The following is an 18,169-nucleotide window of genomic DNA, read 5'->3' as shown; positions in this document are numbered from 1 at the left end:
GGTGCGCATCGCGCTGGTGGGCATCGACGGCACCGGCAAGACCACTGCCGCCCGGCACCTCGCGCAAGTGCCAGGGGTCCGGGTGGTGCACGCCATCCGCGCCCACGACGACCCGGCCAGCCCGCAGGCCACCCGCTCACGGCACCTGGCAGCCGCGTCGGCGATCGCGGACCAGCTCGGTCACGCCCCGCTCAAGGTGGCCCTGCTGTACCTGCAGTTGTGCCAGTACGCGCCGGCGGAACGGCAGGCTTTCGAGCAGGGCTGCACCACGCTGATCGGCGACCGGCACCCGCTGGTCGACCCGCTGGTGTACCTGCCGATGTTCGCGCGGGTCGCCGAGGACACCGGCACGTTCGGGCACGTACACGAGTTCTGGCTGCGGCAGAGCGCCGAAGGCTCGCTGACCGTGCGTTGCTGGCTGCGGGAATGCGCCGGGGACGAGGACATCGAGGCGCTCGGTCACCGGCTGCTCAAGCTGGCGGCGTTACCCGCTGACGAGTTGTTCGACGAACTGACAGGGCTTTTCGGCGTACGGCTACCCGACCGGATCGTGTACCTGACGTTGCCGGTCGAGGAGGCGTTGCGGCGCACCCGGGCCCGCTCGGGTCACACCGAGTTGCACGAAACCGCCCGGCGCCTCGGTGCCGTGCAGGCCGCGTACGAGAAGGTCCTCGCCTTGTTCGCCGGGCGCGTAGCGGTGCAGCGCATCGACTGTTTCGGGCTTACGCCGCAGGCGCTTTCTCGGTCAATCCTAGATTGAGCAGGGCGCCGGTCAGCACGACGGCGAACGCCACCAGGAACACCACCTGAACGGACCCGGCGAAGCCGTCTCGGAAGGGTTGCGCGGCGGCCCCGGGCAGGTTGTTCAGGAACGACGTATCGGTCAGGAAGCTGCCGTCGGTCAACTGCGCCGGCGGCTGCTGACCGGCGTGCGCGTAGGCGTCGGCCACCCGGTTCGGCAGCACCGCCAGCAGCACGCCGATCAGCGCGGCGGTGCCCAGTGTCCCGCCCAATGAGCGGCACAGAATGGCGATGCTGGTGGTGACGCCGATGTCGCGGTCGGCGACGGCGTTCTGCATGGCGGTGATCATCGGTTGCATGTTGCAGCCCAGCCCCACCCCGATCAGCACGCTGACAACGGTGATCCACCACAGCGAGGTGGCGGCGCCGGCCATGGCGAGCACCAGCATGCCGGCGGCCATCGCAAACGTGCCCGCGACCGGATAGAGGCGGTAACGGCCGGTGCGCGCGATCAAATGTCCCGACGTCAGCGACCCGGCCATAATGCCCGCCACGAACGGCAGCATCCGCAAACCGGCGGCGGTGGGCGACATCCCGCGCACGATCTGCATGTACAAAGGCACGATCAACATGCCGCTGAACATCGCCATGCCGGTTACGGCACAAGAAAAAGAACCGATGGCGACCGTACGATCCCGGAACAACCGCAGCGGCAGCAACGCCTCGTCGCGCATGGTTCGTTCGGCTATCACGAATCCGGCCAGGCCCGCCGCGGTGAGCGTGTAACACAGCCAGGCCACCGGTGAGCTCCAGCCCCACATGCGGCCCTGCTCGGCGACGGTGAGCAGCGGCAGCAGGGTCACCAGGAGCAGGATCGCGCCGGCCCAGTCGATGCGTTGCGGCACCACCCGGCGCGGCAGGTGCAGCACCCGGGCCACCACGGCCAGGGCAAGCCCGCCGAGCGGCAGGTTGAGGAAGAACAACCAGCGCCAGCCGGTCACCCCGAGGATCGAGTCGGCCCCGGCGAACAGCCCGCCGACGACCGGCCCGGCCACGCTCGAGGTGGCGAACACAATCATGAAGAAGGCCTGGTAGCGGGCGCGCTGGCGGGGCGGCACGAGGTCGCCGACGATGATCAGCGCGAGCGCCATGATGCCGCCCGCGCCGAGCCCCTGCACCGCGCGGCAGGCGGCCAGCTGCGGCATGGTTGTGGCCAGCCCGCAGAGCAGCGAACCGGCGACGAACAGGGCGATCGAGAACAGGAACAGCCGGCGGCGGCCGTAGATGTCGGAGAGCTTGCCGTACAGCGGGGTGGACAGCGTCGAGGTGACCAGGAACGCGGTGGTGGCCCAGGCTTGCAGGTCGAAGCCGTGCAGGTCGTCGACGATCGTGCGGGTCGCGGTGGCCATCGTCGACTGCTCGATCGCGGCCAGGAAAACCGCGAGCATCAACGCCAGAAAAATGGTCCGGAACCGGCGGTCGGGCACGAACTCCGGGCCGGAAGCGGAACCTGCTTCATTGACGCTCGTGGAAGTCACGCGATCAATATAGGTCGATCATCACCCCTCATCGCGCAGTCCCCACAGATGGAAGAACCTTTGGACCTGTTGATGGGGTGCAACCGGCCAAGGGCGTTCCGGTTTGTGGATGTGCAGCGACACCACGCCGTGCACGGCCAGCCACAGATCCTCGGCGCAGACCTCCAGCCGGGGATCCACCGCGTCGATCAGCGTGTCGACGTGGGCGAGCAGGTCATCGGCGGCGTCGGTGCGGATGAAGTCCTTGCCGAGCTGGTCGGCGCTCTCGAAACGTAGCTGGTAGAGCCCCGGGTTGGCCAGGCCCCAGTCGATGTAGGCGTCCGCGAACACCTGCAGCCGGCGCAGCGGTGTGCGCCGCGGGTCGTCCACCCCGGCCACCGCGGTGATGAACGACGAATCAATGGTGACCAGAATCGCCCGGTTCAGGCTGCTCTGTGACGGGAAGTAGCGGTAGACGGCAGTGGGTGTGACGCCGCAGTCGCGGGCCACCGATCGCAGTGAAGGCAGCGACAGCGACAGCCGTTCGGTCGCCCGCTTGATCGCAACGTCCACGAACTGGTCGTGGCGCCTGTGCACCTGCTCTGTCCCGTTCACGTCCGGTCCCGTTCGCTCCGTCTCGTCCAGCCGCTGGCGCCCCGGTGCGCTCGAACCACCATAACCGGAACCCTCAGGTCGAACCCTCCCCCAACCGATCGAAGGGATCATGCGTTTGGCCAAGGTGATCGCCGTAACGGCGACGTTCGCGCTGCTCCTGACCGGTCCGGCCGGAGCCCGGGCGGCGACCCCGGGCACGGTTACCCACACCTACGCGGCGTCGGCAGCGACCCTGGCCAACCCCGGCCGCGGCTTCTTCACCTTCACCGAGACGTACCTGGCCGACGACCCGGCGTACACGCCGCTGGACGCCGTGGCCCTGCGGGAAGCGCGCATCAAGCAGGCCCGCACGCTGGTGTACCGGATCTTCTACCTGCCGCGCTACCGCAGCATCGACACGATCTCGGCGGCCGACCTCAAGCTGATCCGCACCGACTTCACCGCCGCGCGCACCGCCGGCGTCAAGCTGGTCGTCCGGTTCGCGTACGCCGAGGACTCCGACGCCGACGCGCCGGCCGCGCGCATCGTGCGGCACCTGGCCCAGCTCGGCCCAATCCTCAAGGACAACGCCGACGTGCTGGCCGCGGTGCAGGCTGGCCTGGTCGGGCGCTGGGGCGAGTGGTACTACACGCAGAATTTCGCCCATGACACCGACTGGTCGCAGCGCGCCACGGTGGTACAGGCCCTGCTGGCGAACACAGCCGCAACCACGCCGGTCCAGGTGCGCACCCCGGCGATCAAGCGCCGGCTGGCCAACGGGGTGGCCCGCGTCGGCGTGCACAACGACTGCTTCCTGGCGAGCGCGGATGACTTCGGCACGTTCCAAGGTGACGACCGGGCTTGGCTGGCCCAGCAGAGCAGCAGCTTCCTGGTGGGCGGCGAGACCTGCGGGGTGTCGGAGTTCTCCGGCTGGGCGAATGCCGTCGAGCAGATGGCGGCTCAGCACTGGACGTACCTCAATCCCTGCTTCGACCTCGATGTGCTGAACTCCTGGGGCAGTGCCGGGCTGAGCACGACGGCTCGCAAGCTCGGCTACCGGCTGCGGCTGGTGAAGGCGGTGCTGCCGGCGCGCCCCGGCACCACGGCGACCGCGACGATCACGCTGACCAACGACGGCTGGGCGGCTCCCGTGCAGAACCGGCCGGTACGCCTGATCGTGCAAACCGGCGCCGCCCGCAAGACGGTCACCATCCCCACCGACCTGCGCACCTGGCAGCCCGGTAGAACGGTCACGCTGACCGCGCGCTTCACCACCCCGGCGGGAACCGATTCTCCGCAGTTCTTCCTGTCCCTGCCCGACCCGGCGACGCGGCTGGCGACCAACCCGGCGTATGCCGTCCAGCTCGCCAATACCGGCGTCTGGGATGCGGCGACGGGCTGGAACAGGCTCAGCTAGGCGGCCCGCTGCGGCAGCATTGCCGGTGCTGCGCTTCGGGTGGTGAGGTTCCGCCGGCGGGCCAGCCACGCGATCACCATCCCGTAGCCGGCGAGCAGCGGCACGTCGAGCGCCACCACTTGCCATGGCAGGTCGGCCGCGGTTTCGGTGATGGTGAGTTCGCCATACGCCGCGGCGATCACTGTGCTCAGCAGGTTGTTCGCCACGTGCAGGGCGATGGCTGCTTCGAGGCCGCCGGTGCGCACGGTCAGCCAGCCGGCCACGATGCCGAACACGGTCAGGTCGGCAAAACCCCACGGCGTACCCCAGCCATGCAGCGCCGCGAACATCAGAGCCTGAACCACGATCGGAATCCACGGGTTGCGCAGCCACGCGCCGAACGTTTGCAGCAGCCAGCCCCGGCACAGGTACTCCTCGGCCGCGGCCTGCACCGGAACCACCAGCAGCAGCACGGCCATCGAGACCGCGAACGGCCCCCACCCCGCCAACTGCTCGCCGGTCTCGCTGTTGTCGCCCGGCAGGAACAGCGACCCGGCCAGCAGCACTCCCACGGTTACGCCCGCGATCGGCAGGCAGCTCAGCAACCACTGCCAGCGCAGCCGCCCGGTCACTGACGACACCGTTCCGGCCGGCCGCCGCTCAACCCAGCGCGCCGCGAGCAGCACGATCGGCAGCGCCACCGCGATGGCCAGGAAGTCCTGCGCGAGGTCGGGCAGCGGGCCGAAACTCGGCAGCCCATCGGCGTTCTCCGGGCGGCCGGCAATGGTCGCGGCAGCCAGCACGGCCATCAGACCGGCGAACATCACCACGATCCAGGCGGCGAGCAGAAACGCCGTGCCGAGCAGGGGACGCCACCAGCGGTGCACAGGCGTCAAGGCAAGCCGATGGTACGAACTCAGCGGCGGCGCAATCATCGGCATGCCCCGATTCTGATCACCGCGGGCAAACAGATGCCTTCGGGCTGGTTCACCGGGAACGCCACCCACCGAGCTACAGGAAAAGGGCCCGCGCAGGTTCGCGCGGGCCCTTGCTCATCCTGCTAGCTGATCAGAGCTTGCCCCAGATCTGGTTCGACGTGCCGGCGCAGTCCCACAGCTGCAGCTTGGCACCGTTGCTGCCGTTCCAGTCCTTGATGTCCACGCACCGGCCCGACGAGACGTTCTGCAGGGTCCGTGCGGCGGTGAGGGTGAAGCGCTGGACCGCGTTGCCGTTGCAGTCGGCCAGCTGGATCGGCGTGCCGTTGGCCAGGGCGCCACCGGCCGGGTCCATGCACTTGCCCATGGCCCGCAGGGTGCCGTCGGACTGGAACGCCCACTTCTGCGCGTCAGTGCCGTTGCAGTCCCACTGCTGCAGCACCGAACCGGCGGTCGGCACACCGTTCGGGATGTCGATGCAGCGGCCGCTGAAGTTCGACTGCAGCATCGTCGCCCCGGAGGCCGGCGGCGGGGTGGTCGGCTGGTTCGGCGGGGTGGTCGGCTGGTTCGGCGGCGTGCCCGGGTCGCAGTCGTTCGCGCTCACGACGCTGTCGGTGTGCGTGGTGCCCGAGGAGCGGTAGTTGTTGATGACCGTGGTCGCCTGCGCCGGGGTCAGCACCTGCTTCTTGGCGTGGTACAGGTAGTCGATCGACTCGAGATAGGTGCTGGTGCCGCTGCTGTGCCCGGCGAGGTCGATGAACCACTGGTTGAAGTCGATCGACATGTTCTGCCGGGGGTAGACCTTGCCCGAGTGGTCGCCGACGAGCGCGCCGTCGATGTAGTACTTGACGTGGCCGCCGGAGACGGTCGCCATCACGTCGTGCCAGCCGTTGATGCTCTTGGCCTGCTGGCTGTGCTGGTTGTCGGCGTACCACGGGTCGGCCACGTAGGTGTACCAGGTGGTCTGGTAGTTGATCGGGCCCGCTTCGCCCCAGCCGCCGTTGGGCAGGTACTCGGAGAAGTCCATCTCGGAGTAGTTGGGGTCCATCGGCGCGGCCAGCGGCGAGATCGTGTAGAAGGTCTGGTTGATGTGGTCGCCGTCGGTGCCGCTGGCCGGGGCGTCGGAGAACTTGATCCGGGCCAGGTAGGTGCCCTCGAAGAAGCGCCGGTTGCTCTGCGAGAACTCGGCGTGCGAGGTGCCGCCCGCGGTGCCGTTGGTGACCGCCTTGAGCTGGGCAACCTTCTGCCCGTCCACGGTCGGGAAGGACACGTTGTCAGCCAGCCAGCTGGCCCCGGAGACGCCCGGGCCGCCGGCCTGGCTGCGGATGCTCCAGCCGCGCTGACTCAGGGCCGCGTCCGTACGGGATGAGTAGTTGAAGTCGTCGAAGAGCACGCCGCAGCCGGTCGCGGCGCTGCTGCTGGACGCGGTGGCGATGCTGACGCCGGCAAGCGCCGCGAGGGTCGCGGCGAGAGTGGCGCCGATGGCGATCTTGCGGGTTGGCGTAAGCCCCATGGGGGGTGGGCTCCTTCGCGTGAGAGGCACCGGCGGCCTCGTGGGGGATGGCCTGCCGGAAAACTAACCACTGGTATGAGAACCGACTGCCCGAGTACCGTCGTTCATACCAGTGGTCCGCGTCAATACCCTTTGCTTAACTGGCTCTTATTTTTGTTAAAAGTCAGGCGGTACTGCGATCGGGGTCGACATGGACGCCGTCCACCCCGGACACTGTCCAAGGCGGACCAGTGGTCAATTACGGACACTGATCTTCATGACGGAACTGGTCGATGATGGGCAAAGGGTGATGCTGTGCGGCGTGCTCAGGTGCGGGAGCGACTGCGCGAGCTGATCGATGCACGCACGCCCGGAGACCCCCTGCCGTCGGAACGGTCACTGTCGGAACATCTCGGGGTCTCCCGCCCGACGGTACGAGCAGCCATCGACGATCTCGCCGGGGCCGGCCTGCTCATCCGTCAGCACGGACGCGGCACCTTCATCAGCCCGCACAAGATCTCCCAGGAGGTGCCCTCCGCCTCCGGCCAGCCCTTTCCGCCGGCCGAGGGCGACTGGGTGAGCGAGGTGCTCGAGTTCCGCACCGAGGCGGCCGGCGCCCGGCTCGGCCAGCGGCTGCAGGTCTCCCCCGGTGATGACCTGCTGTACGTGATGCGCCGCCGCATCGTCGACGGCGACCCCATGGCCCTCGAAGAGATCCGGCTGCCGGTCACCCTGGTTCCCGGCATCGCCGCCGAGGACTTCACGCGCGGGTCGCTCTACCGCCGGTTACGCGAACGGTACGACGTGGATCCGACCGAGGCCGTGCAGACCACCGAACCGACGGTCACCGATGCCAGCGAGTCGCGGCTGCTCGGCGTACCGCCCTATTCGCCGGCTCTGCTCTTCGAACGAACAACCCGCGACGGCGACGGCCGGGTGCTGGAATTCACCAGGTCGGTCTATCGCGGTGACCGCTACCGGATCACCAGCCACCTCAAGCTGGGCCCGAACTCGGGCTGACGGTGGTAGTGCCAGCTGTACCACCGGGTTGGTAGCCAGGGGGATCGATCTTGACGGCCGCCGGAAATAGCGTTTTCCCCATGGCCACAACGAAGAAGTACCGCAACCTGACCCTCGGTCTCACCACGGCCGCCGTCCTCGCCGCCGGCGTCGGAGCAGCCCACGCCGACCTCGTCACCGGGCGGACCCCGGCGTCAGCATCCGCGTCAGCCAAGCAGTCCGGCTGGGACGGCGTGACCCGCGAGCAGGTGCAGATCGACTTCGGCAAGGGCTGGGTCACCAAGGCCGAGCTCACCTACCCGAGCGCCGCCAAGGGCCGCCTGCCGCTGGTCATCTTCCTGCACGGCAGCGGGCACAACGACATGAACCAGACGCTGCCCGACGGCGCCGGCTCCACCTTCGTGCCGCTGGCCCAGGCCGCCAGCCGGGAAGGCTTTGCCACCCTGCGCTTCAACAAGCGCGGCGTGACCGACATCGGGCCCGTGGAGAGCACCGACCCGGCCCAGCTCATGCCCAAGAACCCCTATCGGCAGATCCAGCTGGATGCGGCTTCGGTCGTACGCTTCGCCGCCCGCTCGCCGAAGGTGGACCCGGGCAAGATCTTCCTGCTCGGGCACAGCGAGGGCACCAACGTGGCCGCCAACCTGGCCGCCGAGCCGAGGAAGTTCGGCATCCCCAAGCCGGCCGGCGTGGTGGAGATGGGTGTGGTCGGCAAGCCCATCAAGGACCTGCTCACCTTCCAGATCCACGGCCGCCTGCTGGTGCAGCTGCACGACGAGTTCGACGTCAACGGCGATGGTCAGCTGACCGCCACCGAGGCCACCGACGGGCTGATCGCCCAGCCCAAGGAGGTCGCCGACCAGTTCCGGGCGATCCTGCTCACCGGTCGCAAGGTGAAGGCCAGCACCGACAAGAACCACGACGGCCGCATCGCCATCGACGCCGAAGCCGGCCCGGTGCTGCGCGCCGCCACCGGCATCGATCAATACCCGAACGTGCCCGGCCTTGAGCCGTACGTGGTCAACTACGCCATCGACCTGGGCCGCTTCCCCACCGTGACGCAGGCCCTGCCCAAGTTCACCGGCCCCACCCTGCTGCTCAACGGCGAAAACGACGTCCAAACCCCGGCCCGCGCCGCCCTGGCCGCCGACGCCGCCGTAGCCGCCGCCGGCAACAAGGACCACAAGATCGTCATCTACCCGGGCATGGCGCACACCATGAACATCACCCCCAAGTTCACCCCGGCCTTCGGCGAACCCGACAAGCAGGTCATCACCGAGATCCAGAGCTGGCTCAAGTCCCACCGCTGAGCCACCCAGCCCGAAGCGGCCGCCGGAGGGGGGCGGCCGCTTCGCTCGCTACACCTGGACCGTCGAGGAGGTCGACCTGCACTCCGACCTCGCCGACCTGGCCCGGCTCTCGCAAGCCGAGCAGCACCTCGTGTCCCGGCTGGTCGCGTTCTTCGCCACCGGCGACACCATCGTGGCCAACAACCTGGTGCTCAGCCTGTATCAGCACATCAACTCGCCCGAGGGCCGGCTCTACCTCTCCCGCCAGCTGTTCGAGGAGGCCGTGCACGTCCAGTTCTACCTGAACCTGCTCGACACCTATGTGCCGGACGAGAGGGAACGCTTCGAGGCCTTCGCCGCGGTCGAGAACATCCCGTCGATCGCGCGCAAGGCGGAGTTCTGCTTCAAGTGGACCGACACGATCTTTGAGGTGCGCGAGCTTCGTACCCGGGAGCAACGACGGGCGTTCCTGCTCAACCTCATCGCGTTCGCGGCCTGCGTGGAGGGGCTGTTCTTCTACGGCGCCTTCGCCTACGTGTATTACCTGCGTTCCCGCGGCGTTCTGCAGGGCCTGGCGTCGGGCACAAACTGGGTCTTCCGCGACGAGAGCATGCACATGGCTTTCGCTTTCGACGTCGTGGACACGGTACGCGCCGAGGAGCCGGATCTCTTCGACGCCGACCTGGAGCAGCATTTCACAGCGATGATCTCCGAAGCCGTGGAGTGCGAGGTCCAGTTCGCCGAGGACCTGCTCGGCGGCGGCGTCTCCGGCATGAGCCTCGCCGACATGCGCGAATACCTGCAGCACGTCGCCGACCGCCGGCTCGCCGTGCTCGGCATGGCGCCGATCTACGGCTCGGCCAACCCGTTCGCGTTCATGGAGCTGCAGGACGTCCAGGAGCTCTCGAACTTCTTCGAGCGCCGCGTTTCTGCCTATCAGGTGGGCGTCACGGGCAGCGTCAGCTTCGACGACGACTTCTGATCCGTCAGGTGCTGCCGTCCCGCGCGCAACTGTGCCGCGGGACGGCGGTCACTGCCGGTTTGGTTACCGCGGCGGGCCAGATGTGAGAATTCCGCGGAACAGCGCGGTGCCTCACAGCTTCCTGACAATCGTTGATCAGACTTGCCACCACTCCGCCGTCGATCTCTGTGGCGACAGCTGCACCAGCGGAGCCGGAGGTGGTGGAGGGCATGACGCAACAATCTTGGTCCGGCAGCCGGCGGGTGCTGCTCACCCTGGGTGGGCTCACCCTGATCAGCGCCTGCGCCGGGCCCGGCCCCGAGCCGGCCGGACCGGCACCGGCAACGCCGCCACCCTCGCCGGTGCAGCCGTCAGTGCCGCCTCCGGTGCCGCCGCCGTCGCCCACACCGACCGGGTTGCCCACCATCCCCGTGCAGACCAAGCCGCTGTACGTCGTACCGGCCGCCTCCGTTCCCCAGGGTTCGAAGGCCGTGGCGCTCACCTTCGACGACGGGCCGCATCCGGCGTACACGCCACAGGTGCTCAAAATCCTGCGGCAGCACCACGTCAAGGCGACGTTCTTCGTGATCGGGCAGCAGGCGCACGACAACCCCGATCTACTCAGGTCCATCGTGGACCAGGGACATGTCATCGGTACGCACACGTGGGCGCACAAGGATGTCAGCAAGATGTCAGCCGGGCGCGCACGGACCGAGATCGGTCGCGCCGTGGACACCGTCGCCGCGACGATCGGGCACATACCAAGTCTTTTCCGAGCGCCGTACGGGAGTTGGTCACCCACCGCGTTCCAAGTGTGCGCGGCCCTCGGGCAGACCTCGATCGCCTGGGATGTCGACCCGCGCGACTGGGACAACCCGGGCTCGGAGCAGATCACCTCGAAGGTCCTGCATCAAGTGGGCAACCGGTCGATAGTGCTCAACCATGACGGCGGCGGCGACCGGTCTGCGACCGTACGGGCGTTGCGTCAATTTCTTCCCGTCCTTGCCGACCGCGGCTACCGTTTCGTGGGGGTGTAGCGATGGTCAAAACTCAACGTCCGCGGCGCCGGCTGCGGATCGTGCTCGCCGTGGTGCTCGCCCTGTTCGTCGTCGGATCGGCGGCCGCAGTCGCCGGCACCCGGCTGCTCTCGCGTCGCTATGAGGGGGCTGTTGAGCGCGCCGATCTGCTGCCCGCCGCACCCCCGGCATCCGCAGGCGCACCGGCCGAACCGCCCAAGGTGAGCGGGCCGATGAACCTGCTCATCGTCGGCTCGGACAGCCGCACGAAGGGCGATCCGAGCGACGGGCGCAGCGACGTCGTCATTCTCATCCACATCCCGAAGTCGACGAGCAAGGCGTACGTCATCTCGATCCCGCGCGACACGTATGTGCCGATTGCCACCGCCGGCGGCGGACGCGGATCCCGGAACAAGATCAACGCGGCGTACGCGTGGGGCGGCGTGCCCCGGCTCGTGCAGACGCTGAACCAGTACGGCAACATCAAGGTCGACTGGCCGGTGCTCGTGGACTTCGCCGGCATCCGCAAGCTCACCGACCTGGTCGGCGGCGTCGACGTCACCATCGACAGGAGGACCGTCGACTCCTACCGCTTCCTACCCGAGAACAGCCCGTACCCCTCGGCGCCGTGCACCGACCCTCAGGGCCGCTCGCGTCGCTGCGTGGTCTTCGCCGCCGGACGCCAGCACCTCGACGGTCAGCTCGCCGAGTACTACGTGCGCCAGCGCCGTGGCCTGCCCAACGATGACATCGACCGGTCCAAGCGCCACCAGCAGTACCTGCGGGCCCTGGCCGAGAAGATCGCCGCCCAGAACACGCTCACCGACCCGCGCGGTCTGGACCGGCTGGTCCGCACCGCGGCCGGCATGCTCACCGTGGACACGCACATGCCGGTGCAACGCCTTGCGTTCACCCTGCGCGGCTTGCGGGCGAACGACATGACCTTCATGACGCTGCCCATCGCGGAGAACCGGAACGTTCCCGGCGTAGGCGCGGTGATGGTGCCCGACGCCGCCCGCTCCCGCGAGCTGTTCGCCGCCCTCCGGGAGGACAACCTGGAAAAGTACGTCCGCGACAACCCACCCAACGACGTACGCCACGGTCGCTGACCCTCCTCAGCCAACCAGTCCGAGCTCGATCAAGCTGTTCGCCGTGGCAAGCACCGAGTCCGCGGCCGGGCGCGCGTGCCAGCCGAACTGCTTCCCGGCGCGCGCCGAACTCAGCCGGCCCGGCGCGGCTACGGCATGGGCAACCCGCCGCAATTCGCTCGCCCAGCTCTGGCACGACCAGGAACTTCGCATCGAGCACCACAGCCACCAAGTGCTCGACCACCCAGCGGTGGGCCGCCTGGAACTCGACTTCGAGATCCTCACGCTCCCTGACCAGGACCAGCAGCTAGTCCTCTTCACCGCCCGCAAGCCCGGACGCCCCACCGCCCGAGCGCGACCGGCCCTCCCCCCGCAACCACCGCACCGTGGGGGCTTCCGGGGGCTCGGCCCCCGGAGCAAAATGCGACAAAGGCCCCCGTCCGCGCTTTCCGCGAACAGAGGCCTCCGCCGACTCGCTCCCCCGATTGGACTCGAACCAATAACCTGCCGGTTAACAGCCGGCTGCTCTGCCAATTGAGCTACAGGGGATCAACCATCGCCCTGACCTCCGCCGAAGCGGTTGTCCTGGCGACCGAAGAAAATATACATGACCGAGCGGCGCCCGCGCCGGGCAGGGGTCCCGACACGCTCGGGTAAGGCTTAACAGGGACGAAACCGGGTCGGGGCGAATGATCCAGCGCCGGGATGGGTATGGCTGGGTCAGACGCACGTGCGTCGACGAACGGAAGGAGCCGCCATGCGCGGAAAGCTCATGTTCATCACGGGTCTCGCGGCGGGCTTCGTCCTGGGTAGCCGTGCCGGCCGGGAGAAGTACGAGGAGATCTCGGCCAACGCCCGCAAGGTGTGGGAGCACCCGACGGTCCAGGAGGCCGCCGGCGTTGCCCAGGCTCAGGCCACCAAGCTGTACTCCGAGGGTAAGGACAAGCTCAACCAGTCCAAGCTCGGCGAGAAGCTTCAGTCGGCCAGCTCTTCGTCGTCGTCTTCGACCTCGACGGGCAGCAGCAGCGACCTCTCGTCCTCGGGTCTCAGCTCGAGCTCGAACAGCACCGGCACCACGTACTGACCTACGCCGCACTTGATGGCCCGGCCCCCAGCTTCACGGGGTCCGGGCCACAAGGCTGTCAGGAAGATGACGAGAAAGCGGCGTCGAAGGCCGCTGACGGCGCGTCGAACGCCAGATTCCGGACGAACTTGAGCGCCGAGGGTGCCCCGATCAGGCGGTCCATGCCGGCGTCTTCCCACTCGATCGACAGCGGGCCGTCGTACCCGATGGCGTTCAGGGCCCGGAAGCAGTCCTCCCAGGGCACGTCGCCGTGGCCGGTGGACACGAAGTCCCAGCCGCGGCGCAGGTCGGCCCAGGGCAGGTGGGAGGCGAGCCGGCCGCGACGGCCGTCCCCGGTGCGTACCTTCGCGTCTTTGCAGTCGACGTGGTAGATCCGGTCCTTGAACTCGAGGATGAAGGTGACCGGGTCCAGGTCCTGCCAGACGAAGTGTGACGGGTCCCAGTTGAGCCCGAAGGCCGGCCGGTTGCCGATGGCCTGCAGGGTACGCCGGGTCGTCCAGTAGTCGTACGCGATCTCGCTGGGGTGGACCTCGTGTGCGAAGCGCACCCCGACCTCGTCGAACACGTCGAGGATGGGGTTCCAGCGGTTGGCGAAGTCCTCGTAGCCGCGCTCGATCATGGCCGGCGGGACCGGCGGGAACATCGCGACCGTGTGCCAGATCGAGGAGCCGGTGAACCCCACGACGGTACGAACACCCAGCTTGGCCGCGGCTCGGGCGGTGTCCTTCATCTGCTCGGCGGCCCGGGTGCGGACGCCCTCGGGTGAGCCGTCGCCCCAGATGGCGGCCGGGAGGATGTCCTGGTGCCGCTCGTCGATCGGGTGGTCGCACACGGCCTGGCCGACCAGGTGGTTGGAGATCGCGAAGACCTGCAGGTTGTGCTTGGCGAGCTGTTCGCGCTTGCGGTCGATGTAGGCGTCCTCGGCCAGCGCGCGGTCGACCTCGAAGTGATCACCCCAGCAGGCGATCTCGAGGCCGTCGTAGCCCCACTCGGAGGCGAGCCGGCAGACCTCCTCGAACGGCAGGTCGGCCCACTGGCCGGTGAAGAGCGTGATGGGTCGCGCCATGGTCTTTTATCCCCTGTTCGCACAAGGGTTCCTGGCCGGCGCGCGGGCGGCGGCGTTACGACCCGGGCCGGGTTTGCGCCTCCCGGCCGGGCCGCCGCTGCGGGCGTACCGGATGAAAGAACCTTAGCAAGGCAGACGCAGCTTGACCGGTGGTGAAAGGCCGATTGCCGCCAGTTCCGCGGTGGCCCGCGCTTCGATATCGAGGTATTCCGCGCCCGGGCGTTCGCCGTCCATCAGGTGCCGCAGCGCCGTGCGCCAGATCTCGGTGGTCGCGGTCAGCGGCGCGGGTGGCTGCGTACCCAGCGGTACGGAACACTGCACGCGCCACGGTCCCGCCGGCACATCGCGCAATGCCTCGGCTAGGTCTTCGACATACCCGTCGTCGGGGGTGGTGACCGCGTGCGGGTGCACCTCGTCGGCGTATCCCCGCAAAGCCTCGGCCGCCGCGGCGGGCTGATTGGCCTGCAGCGCCGCGGCGACCCGGACCGTGATCACCGGAATGCCGGCCCCGGCCAGGCGATCGAGGTAGGCCACCGGGTTTTCCCAGGTGCAGGCCAGGTTGGCCAGGTCCAGGCTGACACCGAGGCGCTCCTTGTCGAGCCGGGCGAACGCGGTAGCGACCGCGGCCGAGCCGTCGAGCACGTCGCCGGGGGTGGGCTGGAAGCCGACGCGCACCGCGCGCCCGTTCTGCCAGGCGACCTCGGCGAGCCCGCCGGACAGCCGGCCCAGCACCCGCGAGCACGCCTTCTGCTTGGCCTCGTCCCAGCCGGCGCGGCGGCCCAGCCCGATGGTGCTCACCGCGCCGCGCACCGCGTCATCGGGCAGCAGGTCAACCAGGATGCGGGCCAGGTCGAGGGTGTATTCCAGGCGGGCCGGGCTGCTCCAGTCGGGCATCTCGGACCCCTCGTCGCCGCCCTCGGCGTACGGCACGCCGCTCAGCGTGACGACCTCGAGCCCGCGGGCGTCGAGTTCGGCACGCAGCCGGGTGCGGGCGCGCCCGTCGATCGCGAGGGCGGCGGCGAGGGTGGGTGGGAGCCACAGGCTCACCCCCAGGGTGTCCGCGTCCAATCCGGCGCGGACCAGGTCGGCACGAACCGTCGCGGCATAGGCGTCGAGCTGCTGGACGATGTCCGGCAGCGTGCGGGTGGACCGCAGATCGGTGCCGTGACTCAGGTGGACGACCCGGCCCGAGTGGTGGCGCAGACGCATCAGAATCCCTCCTGGAGCGGGGCGTCACCGGTGCATGTGCACGTGCATCGGTTCGTGCTGCGTCCAGTATGGACCAGCCGGCCGCGGGTCACCGCAGCCGCCGTGGCGGGCCGACGGGATGCCATGACGCCTCCATCCGTGGGTTGGCTGCCCTCGGATACGAGCCTCAATCCCCGCGCGGATCAGCAATCACACTGCGCGTGCGACGTCATGACCTGCGCGGACAAGATCCAGGCGGGCAAATGACATTCATGTAGTTCCATGCCGGTAGGCCGGATGAGCTGGGCCGAAGTGGACGATCGCCACTTCGGTCTCAGATACCTGGAGAGCGTCTTATGTGCATCAAATGCACACTCGGACATGCACCGGACGCACACACGTGCACCTGACCGGCGTGCAGGTGCACGCGGCAAATGCTCGCGGGGTCATAGGGGCATCACGAAGAGTGCAGTCCGGTACCGGCCGGGAACCCGAGGGCAGCCGGCGCCGGAACGCCTCAGATCGGCCCGGGGCGCAACCGGACCGGGTAAATCAGAGGGCAGCCGCGAGTTCCGCCTCCACGGGCACCCAGGTAGCGGTCGCGGCGGAACGCTCCACCGCGTCGAGGACGATTTGGACCTGCAGCGCGTCGGCAAAGGAGGGCGTTGGGGCCTTGCGGTCGGCGATCGCGGCAACCAGATCGCGGACCTCATGGGTGAACGTGTGCTCGTAGCCGATCGGATGCCCGGCCGGCCACCACGCCGACATGTACGGGTGCTCCGGCTCGGTCGCCAAGATCCGGCTGAACCCCTGCTCGGCCGGGGGCAGCGTGCCGTCGTAGAACTCCAGCTCGTTCATCCGCTCGAAGTCGAAGGCCACCGAGCCGAGCGAGCCGTTGAGCTCCACCCGCAGCCCGTTCTTGCGTCCGGTGGCGAAGCGGGTGGCCTCGTACGTAGCCACCGCACCCCCATCCAGCCGGGCCAGGAACAGCGCCGCGTCGTCCACGGTCACCTCGCCCGAGCCGCCCCCGCTGAGCGGCCGCGAGCGTACGAACGTCTCGGTGAGCGCACTGACCCCGGTGATGAGCTGGCCCGTGACGAACTGGGTCAGGTCGACGATGTGCGCGCCGATGTCGCCCAGCGCCCCGGAACCCGCCACGTCCTTGCGCAGCCGCCAGACCAGCGGGAACTGCGGGTCGACGATCCAGTCCTGCAGGTACACCGCGCGGACGTGGCGGATCTCGCCGATGCGCCCGGCCGCCACCAGCTCACGCATCAGCGCCACGGCCGGGACGCGGCGGTAGTTGAACCCGCACATCGCCCGGATGCCGTGTGCCTCGGCCGCCGCCGCAGCAGCCGCCATCTCCCGGGCTTCGGCGACCGAGTTGGCCAGCGGTTTCTCACACAGCACGTGCTTGCCGGCGGCCAGGGCGGCGATGCCTATCTCGGCATGGGTGTCGCCCGGCGTGCAGACGTCCACCAGGTCGAGGTCGTTGCGCTCGATCACCGCCCGCCAGTCGGTGGCGTGCGACTCCCAGCCGAGCTTGACCGCGGCTGCGGCCGCCCGCTGCTCGTCGCGGCCGCACACCACCGTCATCCGTGCCGACAGCGGCAGGTCGAACGCGTGGTTGACGGTACGCCAGGCCTGTGAGTGCGCCGCGCCCATGAACGCATGACCGACCATGCCGACCCGCAGCTGTCCCATCGTGATCTCCGTTCGTAACCGGCCGGGAAGGTCAGAAGCCGAGCTTGGCGTACTGGTCGGCGTTCTCCTTGGTGATCGTCTCGGAGGCGAGCGTGATCTCCTTGGGCACCTGCAGCTCCACCAGGTCGGACATGCCCTTGCCCTGACCGATGAGCCGGGCCAGCGAGATCGCCGACGAGGCCATCGAGGGGCTGTAGGTGACGGTGGCCTTGAGCACGCTGCTGTCGGCCTTGATGGCGTCGATCGCCGCCTTGGATCCGGCCCCACCGACCATCAGGAACTCCTTGCGGTTCGACTGGTTGGCCGCGGCCAGCACGCCGATGCCCTGGTCGTCGTCGTGGTTCCAGAGCGCGTCGATCTTGGGCAGCGCCTGCATCAGTTCGGTGGCGGCGCGCTGGCCGGTGTCCGCGGTGAACTCGGCCGGGCGGCGGTTGGCGACCTTGAAGCCGTACACCGCGAGCGCCTCGTTGAAGCCGCGCGAGCGTTCCTGGGTCAGCTCCAGCGAGTCGATGCCGGGGATCTCACCGATGATCGGGTTGCTGATGCCTTTGGCCTTCATCTGCTCGCCGATGTAGGCCCCGGCGGCCAGCCCCATGCCGAAGTTGTCGCCCTTGATCTGCAGCCGGTACGCACCCCGGTCGGGGAACGCCCGGTCCAGGTTGACCACCGGGATGCCGGCGCGCATGGCCTCCAGTCCGACGGCGTTGAGCTCCTTGCCGTCGTGTGGCAGCAGCACGATCACGCTGGGTTTCTGCGCGATCAAGGTGGACAGTGCGGCGCGCTGGGCGGCCGCGTCGGCGCCGGCTTCGACGCTGCGGAACTCGACATCCTGGTACGCCTGGGCCTGCGCCTTGGCGTTGTTGGTGATCGCGGCAACCCAGCCGTGGTCCGCGGCCGGCGCCGAGAAGCCGATGATCACCTTGTCGCCGGGGGCGGCGTTGGCGTTGTTGCCGCTGTTCTGGGTGTTGATCTGGGTGTTTTCGGACGGAGTGTTGCTGGTGCAGGCGGTGAGCAGCGCGCCGGTGCCGAGCGCGGCACCGCCGAACAGAATACGCCTACGGGACAAAGCGGACATCGA

Annotated in this window: 15 protein-coding genes, 1 tRNA gene and 2 pseudogenes; 9 read left to right on the top strand and 9 right to left on the bottom strand. The window is 68.7% G+C overall.

The annotated features are described in order from the left end of the window. Position 1: 1 nt before the first annotated feature. Positions 2 to 760 (top strand): hypothetical protein, encoded by a 759-nt coding sequence (locus TFC3_RS07695; RefSeq protein ID WP_067497379.1) that lies wholly within the window; start codon positions 2 to 4, stop codon positions 758 to 760. Here the strand turns inward: TFC3_RS07695 and TFC3_RS07690 are convergent. Continuing rightward, positions 723 to 2,279 (bottom strand): MDR family MFS transporter, encoded by a 1,557-nt coding sequence (locus TFC3_RS07690; RefSeq protein ID WP_067497376.1) that lies wholly within the window; start codon positions 2,277 to 2,279, stop codon positions 723 to 725. The genes TFC3_RS07695 and TFC3_RS07690 overlap by 38 nt on opposite strands. A 21-nt stretch (positions 2,280 to 2,300) precedes the next feature. After that, a complete protein-coding gene (locus TFC3_RS07685) occupies positions 2,301 to 2,873 on the bottom strand; it encodes a TetR/AcrR family transcriptional regulator (RefSeq protein WP_161952549.1) in 573 nt (190 codons plus the stop codon). 109 nt (positions 2,874 to 2,982) lie between these two features. Between TFC3_RS07685 and TFC3_RS07680 the strand changes: the two genes are divergently transcribed. Continuing rightward, a complete protein-coding gene (locus TFC3_RS07680) occupies positions 2,983 to 4,269 on the top strand; it encodes a DUF4832 domain-containing protein (protein ID WP_067497369.1) in 1,287 nt (428 codons plus the stop codon). Here TFC3_RS07680 and TFC3_RS07675 read toward each other — a convergent pair. Both TFC3_RS07675 and TFC3_RS07670 read right to left on the bottom strand, forming a co-directional pair. Next, a complete protein-coding gene (locus tag TFC3_RS07675; protein ID WP_236718371.1) occupies positions 4,266 to 5,135 on the bottom strand; it encodes a CPBP family intramembrane glutamic endopeptidase in 870 nt (289 codons plus the stop codon). The two genes, TFC3_RS07680 and TFC3_RS07675, sit on opposite strands and share 4 nt — an antisense overlap. A gap of 181 nt (positions 5,136 to 5,316) precedes the next feature. Further along, a complete protein-coding gene (locus TFC3_RS07670) occupies positions 5,317 to 6,696 on the bottom strand; it encodes a glycoside hydrolase family 16 protein (protein WP_067497366.1) in 1,380 nt (459 codons plus the stop codon). A 294-nt stretch (positions 6,697 to 6,990) separates the two neighbouring features. Between TFC3_RS07670 and TFC3_RS39960 the strand changes: the two genes are divergently transcribed. The 6 genes and pseudogenes from TFC3_RS39960 to TFC3_RS40400 form a co-directional block, all read left to right on the top strand. After that, the gene (locus tag TFC3_RS39960) at positions 6,991 to 7,695 is read left to right on the top strand and encodes a GntR family transcriptional regulator (RefSeq protein ID WP_067497363.1); all 705 of its coding nucleotides are present in this window, start codon (positions 6,991 to 6,993) and stop codon (positions 7,693 to 7,695) included. Positions 7,696 to 7,775: 80 nt separating this feature from the next. Continuing rightward, positions 7,776 to 9,005, top strand: coding sequence for an alpha/beta fold hydrolase (locus tag TFC3_RS07660; RefSeq protein WP_067497360.1), 1,230 nt, complete (start codon positions 7,776 to 7,778; stop codon positions 9,003 to 9,005). 49 nt (positions 9,006 to 9,054) lie between these two features. Beyond that, positions 9,055 to 9,966: pseudogene (locus TFC3_RS07655) on the top strand (ribonucleotide-diphosphate reductase subunit beta); the annotation flags it as partial. A 209-nt stretch (positions 9,967 to 10,175) separates the two neighbouring features. Beyond that, positions 10,176 to 10,982, top strand: coding sequence for a polysaccharide deacetylase family protein (locus tag TFC3_RS07650; protein WP_067506184.1), 807 nt, complete (start codon positions 10,176 to 10,178; stop codon positions 10,980 to 10,982). A 2-nt stretch (positions 10,983 to 10,984) separates the two neighbouring features. Next, entirely contained in the window at positions 10,985 to 12,070 is a 1,086-nt protein-coding gene (locus TFC3_RS07645; protein WP_067497357.1) for an LCP family protein, read from the top strand. A gap of 43 nt (positions 12,071 to 12,113) precedes the next feature. After that, positions 12,114 to 12,392, top strand: a pseudogene (locus TFC3_RS40400) (hypothetical protein); the annotation flags it as partial. 133 nt (positions 12,393 to 12,525) lie between these two features. On the opposite strand, the gene TFC3_RS07640 reads toward TFC3_RS40400, so the two are convergent. After that, positions 12,526 to 12,598 (bottom strand) — tRNA-Asn (locus tag TFC3_RS07640). 208 nt (positions 12,599 to 12,806) lie between these two features. On the opposite strand from TFC3_RS07640, the gene TFC3_RS07635 reads away from it, so the two are divergent. Then, complete coding sequence (locus tag TFC3_RS07635) at positions 12,807 to 13,133, top strand: hypothetical protein (RefSeq protein ID WP_067497354.1); 327 nt, start codon at positions 12,807 to 12,809, stop codon at positions 13,131 to 13,133. Between the two features lie 58 nt (positions 13,134 to 13,191). On the opposite strand, the gene TFC3_RS07630 is transcribed toward TFC3_RS07635, so the two are convergent. From TFC3_RS07630 to TFC3_RS07615, 4 genes are all read right to left on the bottom strand, one after another. After that, a complete protein-coding gene (locus TFC3_RS07630) occupies positions 13,192 to 14,199 on the bottom strand; it encodes a sugar phosphate isomerase/epimerase (protein WP_067497351.1) in 1,008 nt (335 codons plus the stop codon). A gap of 123 nt (positions 14,200 to 14,322) precedes the next feature. Then, positions 14,323 to 15,408, bottom strand: coding sequence for a hypothetical protein (locus tag TFC3_RS07625; RefSeq protein ID WP_067497348.1), 1,086 nt, complete (start codon positions 15,406 to 15,408; stop codon positions 14,323 to 14,325). A 531-nt stretch (positions 15,409 to 15,939) separates the two neighbouring features. Next, a complete protein-coding gene (locus TFC3_RS07620) occupies positions 15,940 to 17,091 on the bottom strand; it encodes a Gfo/Idh/MocA family protein (protein ID WP_067497345.1) in 1,152 nt (383 codons plus the stop codon). A 31-nt stretch (positions 17,092 to 17,122) separates the two neighbouring features. Then, the gene (locus tag TFC3_RS07615) at positions 17,123 to 18,166 is read right to left on the bottom strand and encodes a substrate-binding domain-containing protein (protein ID WP_067497342.1); all 1,044 of its coding nucleotides are present in this window, start codon (positions 18,164 to 18,166) and stop codon (positions 17,123 to 17,125) included. Positions 18,167 to 18,169 lie beyond the last annotated feature (3 nt).

The sequence above is a fragment of the Actinoplanes sp. TFC3 genome, assembly GCF_001553785.1.
Lineage (GTDB): Bacteria > Actinomycetota > Actinomycetes > Mycobacteriales > Micromonosporaceae > Actinoplanes.
This window is presented reverse-complemented; position numbering and strand designations above follow the sequence as displayed.

Excerpts from the sequence above, each read along its gene's own strand:
- TFC3_RS07620 (WP_067497345.1), bottom strand. The coding sequence starts at position 17,091 with ATGGGACAGCTGCGGGTCGGCATGGTCGGTCATGCGTTCATGGGCGCG.
- TFC3_RS07625 (WP_067497348.1), bottom strand. The coding sequence starts at position 15,408 with ATGCGTCTGCGCCACCACTCGGGCCGGGTCGTCCACCTGAGTCACGGC.
- TFC3_RS07670 (WP_067497366.1), bottom strand. The coding sequence starts at position 6,696 with ATGGGGCTTACGCCAACCCGCAAGATCGCCATCGGCGCCACTCTCGCC.
- TFC3_RS07635 (WP_067497354.1), top strand. The coding sequence starts at position 12,807 with ATGCGCGGAAAGCTCATGTTCATCACGGGTCTCGCGGCGGGCTTCGTC.
- TFC3_RS07630 (WP_067497351.1), bottom strand. The coding sequence starts at position 14,199 with ATGGCGCGACCCATCACGCTCTTCACCGGCCAGTGGGCCGACCTGCCG.
- TFC3_RS07645 (WP_067497357.1), top strand. The coding sequence starts at position 10,985 with ATGGTCAAAACTCAACGTCCGCGGCGCCGGCTGCGGATCGTGCTCGCC.
- TFC3_RS07660 (WP_067497360.1), top strand. The coding sequence starts at position 7,776 with ATGGCCACAACGAAGAAGTACCGCAACCTGACCCTCGGTCTCACCACG.
- TFC3_RS07650 (WP_067506184.1), top strand. The coding sequence starts at position 10,176 with ATGACGCAACAATCTTGGTCCGGCAGCCGGCGGGTGCTGCTCACCCTG.
- TFC3_RS07680 (WP_067497369.1), top strand. The coding sequence starts at position 2,983 with ATGCGTTTGGCCAAGGTGATCGCCGTAACGGCGACGTTCGCGCTGCTC.
- TFC3_RS07615 (WP_067497342.1), bottom strand. The coding sequence starts at position 18,166 with ATGTCCGCTTTGTCCCGTAGGCGTATTCTGTTCGGCGGTGCCGCGCTC.